Genomic DNA, 15,694 nt, shown 5'->3' with positions numbered 1-15,694 from the left:
GTCAGCGCACATTGGATGCGCCGGCCGAACGCAACCCCGGAAACCCCTGCCCGGCACCGCTCTCTTCCCGCGCGTGCAGCGCGCTCGTGACGGTGGTTTCGCCGGCCGTGAGCATGGCCGTGGCGTTGAATTCGACGATCCATGCCAGGCACTTGTCGGCCGACAGGGCGCGCGAATAGTGAAAGCCCTGCGCATAGTCGTAGCCCGCGGCGGCCAGAAACTGCGCATCCCACTCGGTCTCGACTCCTTCGGCCACGAGCTCGAGCCGCAGCGCATTCGCCATCTGCGCGGTCGATTCGACGATGATGCGGTCTTCGGTGTTGTTGCGCATGCCCATCACGAACGACTTGTCGAGCTTGAGCGAATGCGCTGGCAGGTCGCGCAGATAACCGAGTGACGAATAGCCGGTGCCGAAATCGTCAATCGAGATGAGCACGCCGAGCTTGTCGATCTCCTGGATCACGCGCAGCGCGCGCGCCGGATCGAGCATCATCGCGCTCTCGGTGATCTCGAGCTCGAGCGACGCGGCGGGAACGCCCGCCTCTTCCAGCAACTCGCGTAGTCGCACCGGGAAGCCGGTGTCCTGCAGCAGGCGCGCCGACAGGTTCACGGCGATGCGCACGTGCACGCCCTTGTCGCGCCAGCCGCGGATCTGCGTGAGCGCGCCCCGCAGTGTCCATTCGGTGAGCGGCCGGATGAGATCGGTGGCCTCGGCAATCGCGACGAACTCCGCCGGGCTGATGGAACCCTGCGAGGGATGAAACCAGCGCACCAGCGCCTCGGCGCTCTCGACCATGCCGCTGCGCAGGTTGACCTGCGGCTGGAAGTGCAGCTCGAGCTGGTTGTTGGCGATCGCCGAGCGCAGCTCGCCGCCGATCGCCAGCTTGCGCACGGTGTTCTCGTCGTGTGCGGCATCGTAATACTCGTAGGACGCGCCGCGCCGTTTGGCTACGTACATGGCCACGTCCGCGTGGCGCAGCAGTGTCTGCGCGTCGCCGGCGTCATCGGGGTATCGCGCGATGCCGATGCTGACGCCGACTTCGATGGAGATGCCGGCGACGTCGATGGGCGCGCGCAGCGAATCGGCCAGCGCCTGTGAGGTCTGCGCAATACCTTCGGCGCTCTGCGCCTGGTCGAGAACGACGGTGAACTCATCGCCGCCGATGCGCGCGATGAAGCCGCGCTCGCTCAGCGTCTGCGCGAAGCGCTGCGCGACTTCGCACAACACGCGGTCGCCGATGTTGTGGCCGAGCGTGTCGTTCACTTCCTTGAAGCGGCACAGATCGAGCATCAGCAGCGCGATGGACGGTGGCGCAAGCCGCGCGGCCAGCGCCATGTCCAGCCGAGTGATCAGTGCGGCGCGATTGGGCAGGCCGGTCAGCGAATCGTGCGTCGCCTGGTGCTGCAGGCGGCGTTGCTGCGCACGGCGGTCGCGGATGTCGCGCACGATGGCGGTGTACAGGCGTTCGGTGTTGAGCCGCACGCGGCTCACGGAGATCTCGACCGGGAAGACTTCGCCGGTGAGCGTACGCGCGTCGCATTCGCGGATCACGCCGTGCAACGCGCCGAGCCGCGCGCCGGAATTGTCGCCGGCGAGCAGCGTGATGAATTTCGCGATGGGCTCGTCGAGCAGCTCGTAGGCGGCGCAGTTGAACAGGCGAGTCGCGGCCGGATTCGCGGTCTTCACGATGCCGGCTTCGTCGACGCAGATGATGGCGTCGGTCGAAGACTGCACGACGCTCTTGAGCAGGGCGTCGCGGCGGCGCATGCCGAGGCCGTATGCCAGCGCGCGCCAGGTCTGCAGGTCGAGCGAGCGGACCGTGGCCGCGATGAACAGCAATGCGATCGCCAGCATCGGCGCGGCCGCGTCCAGCACCAGGCGGCTGCCGGCAAAGGCGTAGCAGGCCGCGCAGGCCGCCGCAGCCATCCCGGCACTAACTACCGCGAGGTTGCGGCGCCAACTGCTGCCGTGTTTGCCGGAGAACAGCAGCGCGGCCAGCGCGGTCCAGGCCGCCAGCAGCGCGAGAGCGGCCCAGTCCGGCAACACGCGCGGCGCGCCACGGTTGACGGTTTCGGTGGCCAGCGCCTGCAATTCGACGCCCGGTAGCGAGCCGTAGACCGGCACCGCCAGCATGTCGCGCAGTTCGAGCGCCGTGCCACCGACGAACACCGTCTTGCCGGCCAACGCCTCGCGCGGCACGAGGCCGTCGAGTACGTCGATATAGGAAACGTGGACGAAGGATTGCGGTGAGATCGAGAAGTCGATGCTCACGGCCTGGTCGTCGGAGAGCAGGCGGTGTGGGTCGATGACGCTCGGCATCCTCTGGCCATCCAGCGTCCAGGAATTGCGCCATTCGCGCGTCAGGCTGTCGGGAGCAGGCTGCGCGTTCACGGCGGCGAGCTCGACGCGCCGCGCGAATCGCGGCCGTGGTTTGCGCACCACCAGCGTGTCGTCCTCGGCGCTGCGGTACTGGAGAAACGCCGGCAACACGACCGGGAAATCCCGCGGCCGCGCCAGCGCGGATTCGAGCAGCGCGTCGTCGAGCGGGTTGGACGCCGAACTGAAATCGATGTCGAGGAACACGCGCCGCGGCGCGGCTTTCGCCAGCTGGTTGATCAGCTCGGCATGATTGCGGCGCGGCCACGGCCACTGGTCGAGCGCGGCGATGCTCTTCGCGTCGATGGCGACGATGACGATGTCGCTCGGCACCTCGCTCCTGAGCAGCCTGGCGCGCACGTCGGAGACGAAGTTCTCGAGCGGACGCAACGCGCCGCCCAGTCGCAACGCACCCACGACGACGAATGCGGCGAGCGCGATCAGCCACCAGACATGACGGCGGCCGATTCGGATCATTTTCTGCCTGGCCGCCGCAGCAGACCGTCCAGCAATCCACCGACGTCGATCACGGGTGGCGTGGGAGTGGTGGTGGGCGTGGTCGTGTCGGTGGTCGAATCCTTGCCGAGGCCCAGATCGAGGCCGACGTTCAGCTCGATACCGGCGACGTTGACACCGAGATCGACATTGCCGGCGGCCACGTCCACGCCGGTCGTGACGGCCGCGCCGATGCCGGCGACATTGGCGCCGACATCGACATTGGCCGCGACATTGTTGCCGAGATCGACCGCCGCTCCCGCGCCGGCATCGACCACCGCAACGCCGCCGACATCGGCGTTGGCGCCGAGATCCACATTCGCGGCGACATTGCCGGGCGCGACGTCAACCGCGGCGCCCGCGTTCACCTCGGTGACCAGCGGACCCGCATCGATCGCGGCGTTGGCCGCGACATCCACCGCCCCGGCACCGAGATCCACATTCGCTGCGGCGCCGACATCGACCGCGGCCGGGCCGGCATCGATGCTGGCGGCAACGCCCACGTCAACTGCGCCGCCACCGACGTTCACGGCGGCATCCACGCCGGCATCGACGGCGCTACCTAGGTTGACGCCGGCATTGACGGCGGCACTCACGCCACTGGAATTCAGATCAACAGCGGCGCCAACGTCGACGGCCGCTGCACCGAGGCTGGCCGCGACGCCCGCGTCCACAGCCACGCCATCGCCCACTGCGACGTTTGCGGCGACATCCACGTTGAGAGTGGCGGCGTTCACCTGCACGCCCGCCGCAAGGTTCGCGCCCGATTCGTTGCCGCGAACATCCACGTCGATTCCGGCATCCGCGGGGCTGCGCAGTGGCTCCGCGAGCGGGGCTGCCGCAACGGCGCTGCCCGGATTCTGCCCGCGATCGGCGAACAGCGGATCGCCACTCACGACCGGTGCCGGCCGTGTCGAACCGGGCGCGGAATTACCGCCGTTCGAGCCGCTGGGGCCTGCGGGCCCGCGCTGCGTGGGCGGCGCCTTGCCGCTGTCCATCTTGATGACGCTGATCGATTTGTCGCCACGCTTGCGGGAGGCGATCTCACCCGCCTTCAGATCGATGACCGCGCTGTCATCGCTGGCCCGGACTTCGAGCAGGCCTTCGAACAGCGAGATCGTCGTCGCTTCGTCCTGCGCCGCGACGTTGAACTGCGTGCCCTTGATCACTCCGACCAGGTAGGGCGTCTCGACGCGCAGGCGGCGGCCTTCGCGTTTGCCGATGTTGTAGAAGGCATTGCCGCGCGGTTGCACGATGCGGTCGATGGGAGCGCCGCGTTTCTCGAGCGCGGGAAATTCCAGCCGCGTCTGCGGACCCACACTCACGGTGGTCGCGCCCTGGCGCAGCTCGATCGCGCCGTCGCGGCCGGTGTCGACAGTCGCGGGCAACTCGAGTACCGCCCCCGCGCGCACCGCGGCGGCGGCGCCATTCATCGTGACATGCACTTCGCCGCGGACGCTCTCGACGACGATGTCACCGCTGTCAAGCGCGAATGCGGCGCGCGGCAAACACGCGGCCAATACCAGCGCCAGCACGGCGATCGATCTAACTAGATTGGTCATACCCGGCTCATTATGGTTATTCGCACAAAACCCGGCCCACAGGCCGCTTCATCGCTGCGGTGGATCGTACTAAGAGAGCGCCGACCACAATGTGAGTCGCATCTCATCGTGTGTTGCGCGGTTGAAGGAGAATGCCCGCCGGTTTCCCGCCGCAGCGAAATATGCACGCCCTAATAACAATAACCAGCCCGGCAACTCCCGGCGCGCCACATGCGCGGTCACGCGGCGGCATGCTTGTCATAATTGCCGCGGGCATATTCACGGCCTTTTCCGCGATCTGCGCCAGCGCGGAGCGGCCATTGCTAACTACCGTCGCCGTCCCGGCGCCGGCCGCGAAGGCCGCCGTGCCGACGCTGACCACGGTCATCGTCGCCGGCTCGACTATCTATTCCACGCCGCGGCTGTTCGCCGCCTACCGCGATCAGCTCGGCCTCGACATCAACCGCGACAACGCACGCGCGATCGTGGACGCGCTGACGGCGCTCTACGTGCGCGACGGCTACGTCAAGCCCGAGATCTCGCTCGACGACTCGATGACCGGGCGCGGAGTGTTGCGCGCGCAGGTGTACGAGGCACAGGTCACGCGCGTCGTTTACGAGGGTGACGACGGTGCGTTCCTGCCGGCACTCAAACGCATCGGCCAGGAGCTCGAAGGCGCTCGGCCGCTGCGCAAGGACGATGTTCCACAGGCGCTGCGCCGCATGCGCGAAATCGCCGGCCTCGCGGTCACCGCCAGCACCCGGCGCGATGCGGAAACCCGCAATGCTTTTGAACTGGTCGTCGATTCGGATTATTCGGCCATCGACGGCGTGCTCCGCATGAACAATCGCGGCACCGACCAGGTCGGTCCCCTGTTCCTGCTCGGGCAGGTGTTCGCCAACGGGTTGTTCGGCCACCAGGAAAAGATCGGTCTCATCTTTGCCGCCGCCACCGATCACGAGGAATACCTGGGCGGCGGGCTTTATCTCGACACGCCGCTCGGCGACCGCGGCACGCGCGCCAACGCGCTGGTGTTCAGTTCGCACTCCGCGCCCAACGAAGCGCCGGTGAACCTCGACGACGAGTACACGCGCGAGCGCGCCACGTTCAAGCTGAGCCAGCCGCTGCGGCAGGACGCCGCGTTTTCGCTGACCGGCAGCGTCGGTCTCGAGGCCGACGATCTCACCATCAACCGCGCGGGTACCGCGATCCGCGAAGACCGGCTGCGCATCATCGAGACTGCGCTGCGCGGCGGCTTTCGTGCTGGGGCGATCCAGTACTCGGCCGGCCTGCAGCTGCGCAAGGGTCTGAACGGGCTCGGTGGTGGCTTGCAGGCCGCCGATCTCGCCGAGGATCCGCGGCGCGCGGACTTCCTGCTCACGCAGCTCACAGCCAGTGCGTATCGGCGCTTCGCCGACCGCTGGTCGCTGCGCCTCGATCTGCTTGCACAACACACCGGCTACGTGTTGCCCGACAGCGAGCGCTTCAAGATCGGCGGCGACCGCCTCGGTCGCGGTTTCGAAGTCGCCGAGATCGCCGGCGATCGCGGGCTGGGCGGCAAGATCGAGCTGCGCCGCGATCTGCTCAACACCGAAACTTTGATCGGCCGCCTTTCCACGTACGGCTTCTACGACATCGGTTCTGCGTGGAAGCAGGATCGCCCGGGCCGTGAATCGGCCGCGACCACGGGCGTGGGATTCGCGATGCAGGGCGCGAAGCTCACCGGTTATCTCGAGCTCGCCGCGCCGATCTCCGGTCCGGACATCGAAGGCCAGCGTCACGCGTCGGTGTTCGGCGAGTTGAGCTACCGCTTCTAGCCGCATCATTCGCATGCGTCGTCGACGCATGGCTATCGTCACGCCTGCGGTTTATAAGAATCGTCTTCCCATAAACAGCCTGGGTCGAGAGGCGCCTTAGCAGCATGTTGTTCGAACGAATCGATCCGCTGGACCGCGTGCTCGACCAGCACGCGGGCGCGCTAGGCGCCGATTTCACGGCCTATCGCAACCACACCTACCGAGTTGCGAACCTGTGCATGGCGCTCGCACCCGGCGGCGATGCCGTTCTCGAGAAGGTGGCGCTGGCCGCCGCCTTCCACGACCTCGGCATCTGGACCGCGCGCACCTTCGACTATCTACCGCCGTCTATCGAGCTCGCCTGCGACCACCTCGCCTGCTCGGGGCATGGAGACTGGCGCGATGGAATCGCGGGCATGATCCGCGAGCACCACAAGATCCGCCCGGTTCGCGGCGATGCGGGTGGGTTGATCGAGCCGTTCCGGCGCGCCGACTGGATCGACGTATCGCTGGGCGCGTTGTCGTTCGGCCTGCCGCGCAGCGAGCTGCGCGCCATCCGCGCCCGCTGGCCGAACGCCGGCTTCCACCGGCGGCTCGCCCAGCTGGCATGGAAACGATTCCGCGAACATCCCCTGAGCCCGCTGCCGGTGCTCAAGTGGTGAGGCGCGGCATCAGGCCTTGCGAAGCAGGTTCCGTATGAGCAGCGAGACGAGCACCACCGCGAGAAACCCGAAGCTCGCGTAGAGCTCCGTGTCTTTCCCGGCGATCTGCGACATCGCCACCATCACGATCAGGATGGCGGCGGCCGCGCCGCCCGCCAGCACGTTCGCCACGCGCGGGCTGCCGGAGTTGCGCGCCGCGTAGGCAGAATACGGAAAACGGAAATGCGCGAGCGCGACGAAGAAGTAGACGATCAGCATGATCGCGCCCGACGCATTGATGAGAAACGAGAACAGCTTCGACATGAACTCGTTGTCCGGCGAATCGCTGCTGATCAGCATCGCGATGAAACCGAACGCGCTGCCCAGCAGGATGGCGCGCGTCGGCACCTGCCGCTTGTTCACCGCGGTCAGCCACTGGGGCGCATCACCCTTGTCTGCCAGCGCGAACAACGTGCGCGCCGTGACGTACACGCCCGAATTGAGGCAAGACAGCACCGCGGTCAACACGATGAGATTCATGATGGTTCGCGCGCCCGGAATCCCGATGCGTTCGAGCGCCATGGCGAAGGGCGAGTTGCCCGGCTGGATGTCGGTCCACGGCAGGATGCAGAGGATCAGCAGGATCGCGATCACGTAGAACAGCAGGATGCGCACCACCACGCTGGCCGCGAGCCTCGACATGGTCTTGCCGGATTCCGCCGACTCCGCGGCCGCCACCGTGATGATCTCCGCGCCGCACATCGAGAAGATCACCGTCGTCATGCCGGCGAACACCTTGCCGTAGCCGAATGGCGCGAAGCCGTCGTGCGCGGTCAGGTTCGAGAACCCCGGGCTCGCCGGGTTGTGGAAGCCGAGCAACCAGGAAGCCGCGACGACGATGAACACGATGATCGCGGCCACCTTGATGGACGCGAACCAGAATTCGAACTCACCGTACGAACGCGCCGAGGTGAGATTGACCAGCGTGAGCACCACCATGAGCCCGATGCCGATCTGCCAGTCCGGGAAGGGCATCCATTCGGTGAGGATCTTTGCGCCCGCGATCGCCTCGATGCCGACCACGATCACCCAGAAGTACCAGTACATCCAGCCAGTGACGAAGCCGGCGCCCGGCCCCAGCGCGACGCGCACGTATTCGGTGAATGCGCCCAGGCCCGGCTGATCGACGGCCATGCCCGCGAGCACCTTGATGACCGCGAACACGATGATGCCGGCGAACAGGTAGCTGAGCACCACGGCGGGGCCGATCTGCGCGATGGCCGTGCTGCTGCCGACGAATACGCCGGCGCCGATGATTCCGCCGATGGAGATCATCGCGAGATGGCGGGCTTTCAGCGTTTTGGAAAGGCGCGCGGAGGCGCTGGGGATCACTGCGGGATCGGTGGCGTTCAAGGTGTTCGCTCTTGTTGTGTGCCTTGCGGCCGCACCATACCCCGGAAGCGCCACCTTGAAAATGGCGGGCGGAAAAAGGGCCCCGGAGAATCCGCGTAGTCGCGGTGGCCGTGGATGTGAGGATCCCCGGTTCGGCACGTCGCGTCACCCTGGCGGTAGAACCTCGCATACGGGCCGGAACATGCCCGGTGGCGGCTAACTACCGCAGCGCCTCAACCGTATTTAAGCTTGAACCCGAGAATGGTCGAGGCCAGCGCCAGCGTGATCGAATTCGCGGCGATCATCGGCCAGGAATCGATCGCGATGCCGTAGGCCAGCCAGACCGCCACACCGGCCGTGAACACGAGGTACATGCCGAGCGAGATTCCGCTGGTATTGCGCGTCCGCAGCGTCATGAACGCCTGCGGGATGAAAGAACTCGTGGTAAGCGCGGCGGCGGCGTAACCCAGCCAGTCGGAATGCATGGGAGCGGCTCCAGCAATTGAAGAATGGGCGGCCGGGTTGGCGAGGCCGTGTTCGGCGAGCGAGCCCCTGCTTGGCCGCCATCGTTCAACTTTTCTCGCCGCGCAAAAAAATGGTGGCCGGGGTCGGAATCGAACCAACGACACGCGGATTTTCAATCCGCTGCTCTACCAACTGAGCTACCCGGCCACGGTTGGAATCCCCCTCCAGGAGGGGCCCTCGATCGAGGGGCGCGTATTAGAACGGCAGGCCCCCGACCCGTCAAGCAACCGGGGCCTCAATGCCTTGATTTGCGGTGCTTTGCCACCACGTCGGGCCGACCATGAATACCGAATCCATTGTTGCCACCAGCCCGCGGGCGGTCATCCAGACGCTTCGCGGCCAGCCAGCCTCCGACGGAGCCGGCGTCAAGCTCACTCGTGTGATCGGCCAGCCCAAGCTGCCGGATCTCGACCCGTTCCTGCTGCTCGACGAGTTCGGCACGGACAAGGCCGAAGATTACATCGCCGGGTTTCCGGAGCATCCGCACCGCGGCTTCGAAACGGTGACGTACATGCTCGACGGGCGCATGCGCCACAAGGACAACCACGGCAACGAGGGTGTACTCGAGCCGGGCGCCGTGCAGTGGATGACCGCCGGCCGCGGCATCGTCCATTCCGAGATGCCGGAGCAGCGCGAGGGGCGCATGCGCGGCTTCCAGCTGTGGATGAACCTGCCCGCCAGGGACAAGATGACCGCGCCTAACTACCAGGAGTTCGGCGGCGAGAAACTGCCCGTGGTGCAGCAGCCCGGCGTGAACGTCAAGGTGATCGCCGGCAAGCTCAATGGTGTCGAGGGGCCGGTGCGTCAGCCGGCGACCGATCCCATCTACATGGACATCCGTCTCGATGCCGGTGTCGATTTCGCGCTGCCCGTGCCGGCCGGCCATTCGGCCTTCGTCTATGTGTACGAAGGTGGAGTGGCGGTGGGTGTGTCGCGCGAAGCGGCGACCATCAACGCGCAGGAGCTGGCGGTGCTCGGTGACGGCGGCGAAGTCCGCCTGCAGGGCCGCGCGCCGCAGAGCCGTGCGATTCTCGTCGCGGGCCGCCCGCTGCGTGAACCGGTGGCGCGTTATGGCCCGTTCGTCATGAACACCCGCGAAGAGCTGCAGCAGGCGTTCGCGGACTATCAGTCGGGCAAGTTCTAGTCGGGTGATGCCGGGGACGTGAATCCCGGCATTGCCCACTCAGGGGCGGCTACCCCTCCGCCCCACACCTGGGACGGCGCAGACAACTGCGCCGTCTTTTTTTTGCGCGTCGACACCTGCGTGACCGCTACGGCGGCGGCACGAATTCCTTCGGCGCGTTCGAGCCCTCGCCGAAAAAGAACTTTTCCATTTCGAATTCGAGGCGCTTGCGATGCGCGGGCTCGATGGGCGTGAGCCGGTATTCGTTGATCAGCATGACCTGGTGCTTCACCCACTGCTGCCAGGCTTCTTTCGACACGTTGTCGAAGATGCGCTTGCCGAGCGCGCCCGGGTACGGCGGCTTGTCGAGGCCCGGCGCTTCTTTCTTCAACAGGACGCATTGAACCATTCGGGTCATCACTCGTTCCCTTCCGTCAAACTACCCAGCAGTGTCTTGATGGGCGCGGGCAATCCCACGCGCGCGGGCTTCGCAAGGTCGTACCATAACGCGCCTGCTTCGCCGACGCCGGGTAACGTGCCGACCTGCGCCACGATCGGCGTGATCACCAGGTCGAAATGCGTGAAGCTGTGCTCGATGTCGGGCAGCGGCGCAAGCACCAGGCTTACGTTGGTGAGCCGCGCGACGGCAAAGGATTCGGCGGCGTCGCGATCCGCGAACTCGGGCAGGCACCACAGGCCACCCCAGATGCCGTTCGGCGGACGCTGCACGAGCAGCACCGCGGAATCCTTGCGCGCCACCAGCATCACGGCGCGTTTGAGTTTGCGCGCGGCGCGTCTGCGTTTCGGCTCGGGCAATTCCGTTTGGCGCCCTTCGATGCGGGCCCGGCAATCGGCGGCGATGGGGCAATCGTCGCAGAACGGTTCGGGCGCGCGGCATACCGTTGCGCCCAGGTCCATGATCGCCTGCGTGTAGGTGGCGACGTTCTCCTCCGGCGTTTCGCGCTGCGCGAGCTCCCAGAGCTTCGCCTGCGTCGCAGCCGAGTCCACCGCGCCGGGCACGGCGAGAAACCGCGCGAGCACGCGCTTCACGTTCGCGTCGAGGATGGCGTGGCGCGCGCCGGTAGCCAGGGCCAGGATCGCGCCGGCTGTCGAACGCCCCACGCCGGGCAATTCCACCACTGCGTCGAGCGTGCGCGGAAATTCGCCACCGTGTTCGTCACGGATGAGCTGCGCGGCGCGATGCAGATTGCGCGCGCGTGCGTAGTAGCCGAGCCCCGTCCACAGATGCAGGACTTCGTCGGCCGGCGCGTCCGCGAGCGCATGCACATCGGGAAATCGCCGCATGAAACGTTTGAAGTACGGGATCACGGTCGCAACCTGCGTCTGCTGCAACATGATCTCGGAGACCCATACCCGGTAAGGGCTGCGGTCCTGCTGCCAGGGCAGATCGTGTCGGCCCGCTTTTGCATGCCAGGCCAGCAAGCGCGGCGCGATGGGCGCCGGAGCAGTCACGGCGCGGCTTCCGCGGGTTTCGATTCACCGTGCAACCCGCGCTCGTCCAGCACCAGCCGCAGTGTCACGCCTTTCATCACGATGTCGTCGTAGGTCGCCTGCTCCAGCTCGAGCACGCCGCGGTACTTGAGATCCTTGAGCATGGCCGTGGGGAACACGAACGGTTCGCTGGCAGGGTCGGCTGGCGGAAGGTAGCGCGAGATGTTCAGCGCATCGCCGCGCAGCGTGAATTCTCCCACCGGGTCTACCCCCGCGCCGCGCAGGAAATCGCCCGCGAAATGCGTGTCATCGAGTGTCAGCGCCAGCGGCTTGATCGCGACCGCGCCACGATCGAAGGCCCAGGAGCCCTTGAAGCGAAGCTTGCCGAGGACGCCCGGGTCGGTGGTCTTCGGCGCTTCGATGCCGACAGCGGCCAGCAAGGAGCGTGGATCGAATTCATTCGTTTCGATCGCGCCCGACAGCTTCGGCGCCTCGCCGAGCGAGCCCTTGACGCCGCCCTGCGCTTCGAACCCGCCGAACGAGAGTTCATATTCTTTTACGTCGACGCTCGAATAGTCCGCGGGCAATACGGCCTCCGGGACTTCGAGGCGAAACGGCACACCCGCGGGCGCAAAACCGTCCGTGTGCAGCACCCCCGCGACCTCGTTGCCGGTGAACGGCGCGCCGGGCGCTATTTCTTTGGTAGTTAGATTGAACGCAGTCACCTCGACGCGGCGCGGCACGGTCTCGTCGACGTAGGAAATGCGGCTGTTCCTGATCTCGACGCCGTCGATACGCAGCTCCATGGGTTTGGCGTCCGGAGCGGCGGGCTCGTTGCCGCCAATACCGTCCCAGTTGGCGGTTCCATCGGCCCGCCGCACCAGCGTGACCTCGACGCCCTCGAGGCGCACTCGGTCGGCGATCAGCTGACCACGCAGCAGCGGAAACAATTTTGCGCCGAGCTGGGCGCTCTTCCAGCTGACCATGGGCTCGGGGCCGAAACCGGGCGCATTCCCGAACCGCCCCTCACCGGCGCGCAGCGCCAGCCAGGGAAAGAAGCCGAGATCGATGTCGCCTACCAGCGTGAATTCCCGGCCAGTGGCATCTCTAATCGCCGCTTCAATGCGCGGCTTGAATACGTTCGGATCGACGAACCAGACGATCGCCAGCACGCCGAGCAGCGCGAGCACGACGAGGCCCGCGAGAGACAGGGAAATCCATTTGAGTAACCGCACGCGGCCGACATTGTAGCGATGTCGGCCGCGTGAAAGGCTGGTGGCGCTAGGGTTTTGCCCCGCGCGTTTCGGGCCGGTCTGCTAGCGGTCGCAGATCTCGATGTCGCCGGACAAGGTCTTGGCACGCACACGCGCGCCGCCGCTTTCCACGGCGCGCAGGTTGAGGCGCGTGCCCGGGCCGTATTTGCTCACGCGTTCCACGGAGCCCGCGAGACAACCTTCGATATCGCCGCTGAAGGATTCGATTTCCGTGGACAGGCCGCCCGGCGCCGACACATTGAGCGTGATGTCGCCGCTCACGCCTTCCACGTCGACGCGGCCGTCGCGCGTGAGTTTGGCGCTCAGTTCGAGATCGCCCGAGGTGGTGCGCCCGCGTATTTCGGTGGCCTCGCCCATCTGCACGCGCGCATTGCCGCTCACGGTGACCAATTCGAGCTTGCCGGCGCCGTGCGTGAGGTCGAGGCTGCCGCTCACGGAGTTCGCGCGCAGCGAGATCGGCTTGCCGCTGCCGCGCACGGTCAGATCGCCGCTCACCGAGCGCACTTCCGAATCGTCGCCCGTGATGTCGGCGGTGATCTCGCCGCTCACGCTCTTGAGCCGCTGCGTGCCGAGCACGCCCTGCGAAGACACGTCCGCGCTGACCGCGGCCACTTCCACCGTGCTGTTCTTCGGCACCTGCACCGAGATGTCGGCGTCGCCGTCATTCGAGCTGCCGCGCGGCAGGACGACCTTGACGATGGTGCGTCCGCCGCTGGTCGTCAGGTCGAGCCGTTCGACGTCCTCGCCCAGGTGGCCGGTAACCTGGACTTCGTTGCGATCCCAGCCGCGCACGTCGATCGAGCCCGACACGTTCGAGATCACCACCTCGCCGTTGGGCTCGACCGCGATCCGGCGGTCGACATTGCCGGTTTCGCGGGCCGGCGCCAGCAGCGGCAGCGCCGCGGCAACTAACAAACCGGCGAACCGGTAACTGGTCGGAATTCTCATGATCAGGTCTCCTGGTTGCCGGAATCGCGCACCGCGGTCAGCGCGCGCATTTCTTCCTGGCAGGAATTGACTAACAACTCTTGCAGCAGCGCGTTGGCCGGATCGCGTCCGAGCGCCGCTTCGATTTCGCCGATGGAGCGGCGCAGCGTGGCGAGACTGGCCGCCACCTTCACGCGCTCCCCGGCGGGCATGGTTTCCAGCTTGTGCTGGACTTCGACCAGCAGCACGTCGCGCTGCTTGCGGTAATTCGCGTCGCGCAGCGCGGCCGGAATCACGTTGGATGCGGGCTGACCCGTGCTGGCGGTTTCGACGAAGCGGACCGGGCCGAAGCTGCGGCCGATCAACACGCCGATCGTGACCAGGACCACCGCGGCGGCCATGCCGGCCGCGGGCAGCCAGCGCTGGCGGCGTTGCGGAACCGCGGCAGCGGTGACGGATTTCTCCGCCTCGATGGCCGCGGCGATCGCGGGCCACAGATCGCGCGGCGGCGGCACGGTCTGCGCCAGCTCATCGATACGTTTGATGCGTCGCATGTTCATCAGACACCTCGTTCCAATCTGTCCCGCAGCAGGCCGCGTGCGCGATGCAGCTGCGCCTTGCAGGTACCCACGGCGATGCCCAGCATCGACGCGGCCTCCGAATGTTCGTAGCCATACACGCCGCACAACACCAGCGCGTCGCGTGCGCCCTGCGGCAGCGATTCGATCGCCGCCTCGAGTTCGTCCTCTTCGACCGGTGAATCGAAACTCAGCACCGGCTCCTGGTATTCCGTGGGGTCTTCGACCGCGATCTCCGCATTGGCCGGGCCGCGGCGCTTCTCGAGCACCGTGTTGACGGCGATGCGATGCAGCCAGGTCGAGAAACTGCTGCGCGCCTCGAATTTGGGCAGCGCCTTCCAGGCCTTGATGAAGGCATCCTGCGCGCAGTCGGCGGCGAGATCGGGGTTGCGCGTCATGCGCAGACACAGGCCGTGCACCCGGCCCACGTGATCGCGATACAGACGCTCGAAGGCCCGCGAATCACCGCGCCGCGCGCGCTCGATGAGCGCCACGTCGAAATCGACGACCGTGTCGGATTTGGTCATTCGGGCTGTCGCGCCATCCGCCAAGCGAATCTCCTCGAAGCGTAGTGACAGACGGCTCGTCTGTCCCTACATGCTTAGAGGGGCGCGGGGCCGCGCGGGTTTGAAAACGCGCGTAAGTTACGGATGCAGCGGAAGATTTCTGAAGTGGTGCCGGTGGAAGTGGTGCCGGGGTGCAATTCTCGTAATTGCGCCGAGGCCCGTTTTCACGCCAACGCTGGCGCAATTACGAGAATTGCACCCCGGCACCACTTCCGACGGCACTCTTCAGCTGCGCTGGGTGCCGCCGCTGAACCACTTCATGGCGTATTGCAGGAGCTGGCTGTTCGTCGCGAGGCCGAGCTTGTGTTTGATGGTCTGGCGATGCGACTCGATGGTCTTGACCGAAAGCGTGAACTCTTGAGCGATTTCGCGCGAACTCATGCCGCGACCGATCATGTTCAGGATCTGCACTTCGCGATTCGACAACCGCGCCACTGGATCGTTGGTCTCCGAACGGCTCTCACCGGCGCGCTGATCGAGCGAGCGCTGTACGGTTTCGCTGACATACGTACGGCCGTCGAGCACTCGCCGCACCGCGATGAGCAGCTGATCGGACGCCGCCTGCTTCATGATGTAACCCATCGCGCCGGCGGCGAGCAGCCGTTCCGCATAGATAGTTTCGTCGTGCATGGAGAGCACCAGCATGCGCAACTCAGGCATTTCAGCGTGCATCTGCCTTACGAGCTCGATGCCGTCGCCGCGCTCCAGGGACAGGTCGACCACCACGATATCGGGCTTGCGGGCGCGAATCGCCTCGCGCGCGGCCGGCTCGCTGTCGGCTTCGCCGCAGACGGTCAGGTCCGGCTCGGCCTCGAACATGCGCCGCAACCCCTGCCGCACGATTGGATGATCATCGACTATCAGGATCTGGCGCTTGGTGGCCATGGCTGCGGTCATTGTCCGTCCCCTACGCGCATTTATTAGGTGTGAATCGTGACTAAGAAGCAGCGGAGCGTCAATCCTTTGTCCTACGTATACCTGCGTATAGTTAGACAGGAGTCCATTCC

At 66.2% G+C, this 15,694-nt stretch carries 14 protein-coding genes and 1 tRNA gene; 3 read left to right on the top strand and 12 right to left on the bottom strand.

The window, feature by feature from the left end; all coding sequences use genetic code 11:
- Window position 1 precedes the first annotated feature (1 nt).
- Both WDO72_12680 and WDO72_12675 read right to left on the bottom strand, forming a co-directional pair.
- Window positions 2-2,854 carry an EAL domain-containing protein gene (locus WDO72_12680; GenBank protein ID MEJ0086534.1) on the bottom strand — a complete coding sequence of 951 codons (2,853 nt, stop codon included), beginning with the start codon at window positions 2,852-2,854 and terminating at the stop codon, window positions 2-4.
- Window positions 2,851-4,434 carry a FecR family protein gene (locus tag WDO72_12675; GenBank protein ID MEJ0086533.1) on the bottom strand — a complete coding sequence of 528 codons (1,584 nt, stop codon included), beginning with the start codon at window positions 4,432-4,434 and terminating at the stop codon, window positions 2,851-2,853. The genes WDO72_12680 and WDO72_12675 overlap by 4 nt, the downstream gene beginning before the upstream one ends.
- 230 nt (window positions 4,435-4,664) lie before the next feature.
- On the opposite strand from WDO72_12675, the gene WDO72_12670 reads away from it, so the two are divergent.
- Together WDO72_12670 and WDO72_12665 are read left to right on the top strand one after the other, a co-directional pair.
- Window positions 4,665-6,230, top strand: a complete 1,566-nt coding sequence (locus WDO72_12670; protein ID MEJ0086532.1) for a ShlB/FhaC/HecB family hemolysin secretion/activation protein — start codon at window positions 4,665-4,667, stop codon at window positions 6,228-6,230.
- A gap of 104 nt (window positions 6,231-6,334) precedes the next feature.
- Window positions 6,335-6,871, top strand: a complete 537-nt coding sequence (locus WDO72_12665) for a hypothetical protein (protein ID MEJ0086531.1) — start codon at window positions 6,335-6,337, stop codon at window positions 6,869-6,871.
- 9 nt (window positions 6,872-6,880) lie between these two features.
- On the opposite strand, the gene WDO72_12660 is transcribed toward WDO72_12665, so the two are convergent.
- The 3 genes from WDO72_12660 to WDO72_12650 all read right to left on the bottom strand — a co-directional run bounded on the left by WDO72_12660 (window position 6,881) and on the right by WDO72_12650 (window position 8,914).
- Window positions 6,881-8,263: an amino acid permease gene (locus tag WDO72_12660; GenBank protein MEJ0086530.1), complete on the bottom strand. Its 1,383-nt coding sequence runs from the start codon at window positions 8,261-8,263 to the stop codon at window positions 6,881-6,883.
- Between the two features lie 212 nt (window positions 8,264-8,475).
- A complete protein-coding gene (locus tag WDO72_12655) occupies window positions 8,476-8,727 on the bottom strand; it encodes a SemiSWEET transporter (GenBank protein ID MEJ0086529.1) in 252 nt (83 codons plus the stop codon).
- A gap of 111 nt (window positions 8,728-8,838) precedes the next feature.
- A tRNA-Phe gene (locus WDO72_12650) sits at window positions 8,839-8,914 on the bottom strand.
- 133 nt (window positions 8,915-9,047) lie between these two features.
- Here WDO72_12650 and WDO72_12645 point away from each other — a divergent pair.
- Window positions 9,048-9,911: a pirin family protein gene (locus WDO72_12645; GenBank protein MEJ0086528.1), complete on the top strand. Its 864-nt coding sequence runs from the start codon at window positions 9,048-9,050 to the stop codon at window positions 9,909-9,911.
- Between the two features lie 127 nt (window positions 9,912-10,038).
- Here the strand turns inward: WDO72_12645 and WDO72_12640 are convergent, their stop codons facing one another.
- From WDO72_12640 to WDO72_12610, 7 genes are all read right to left on the bottom strand, one after another.
- Entirely contained in the window at window positions 10,039-10,308 is a 270-nt protein-coding gene (locus WDO72_12640) for an oxidative damage protection protein (protein ID MEJ0086527.1), read from the bottom strand.
- Complete coding sequence (gene mutY, locus WDO72_12635; GenBank protein MEJ0086526.1) at window positions 10,308-11,363, bottom strand: A/G-specific adenine glycosylase; 1,056 nt, start codon at window positions 11,361-11,363, stop codon at window positions 10,308-10,310. Before mutY ends, WDO72_12640 begins: the two co-directional genes overlap by 1 nt.
- Window positions 11,360-12,577 carry an AsmA family protein gene (locus WDO72_12630; protein MEJ0086525.1) on the bottom strand — a complete coding sequence of 406 codons (1,218 nt, stop codon included), beginning with the start codon at window positions 12,575-12,577 and terminating at the stop codon, window positions 11,360-11,362. The genes mutY and WDO72_12630 overlap by 4 nt, the downstream gene beginning before the upstream one ends.
- A gap of 81 nt (window positions 12,578-12,658) precedes the next feature.
- Window positions 12,659-13,564, bottom strand: coding sequence for a DUF4097 family beta strand repeat-containing protein (locus WDO72_12625; protein MEJ0086524.1), 906 nt, complete (start codon window positions 13,562-13,564; stop codon window positions 12,659-12,661).
- A 2-nt stretch (window positions 13,565-13,566) separates the two neighbouring features.
- Window positions 13,567-14,103 (bottom strand): hypothetical protein, encoded by a 537-nt coding sequence (locus WDO72_12620; protein MEJ0086523.1) that lies wholly within the window; start codon window positions 14,101-14,103, stop codon window positions 13,567-13,569.
- Window positions 14,103-14,648: a sigma-70 family RNA polymerase sigma factor gene (locus tag WDO72_12615; protein MEJ0086522.1), complete on the bottom strand. Its 546-nt coding sequence runs from the start codon at window positions 14,646-14,648 to the stop codon at window positions 14,103-14,105. The genes WDO72_12620 and WDO72_12615 overlap by 1 nt, the downstream gene beginning before the upstream one ends.
- 264 nt (window positions 14,649-14,912) lie before the next feature.
- Complete coding sequence (locus tag WDO72_12610) at window positions 14,913-15,584, bottom strand: response regulator transcription factor (protein MEJ0086521.1); 672 nt, start codon at window positions 15,582-15,584, stop codon at window positions 14,913-14,915.
- Between the last annotated feature and the right edge of the window lie 110 nt (window positions 15,585-15,694).

The organism is Pseudomonadota bacterium, assembly GCA_037200975.1.
Classification (GTDB): domain Bacteria; phylum Pseudomonadota; class Gammaproteobacteria; order Steroidobacterales; family Steroidobacteraceae; genus CADEED01.
This window is presented reverse-complemented; position numbering and strand designations above follow the sequence as displayed.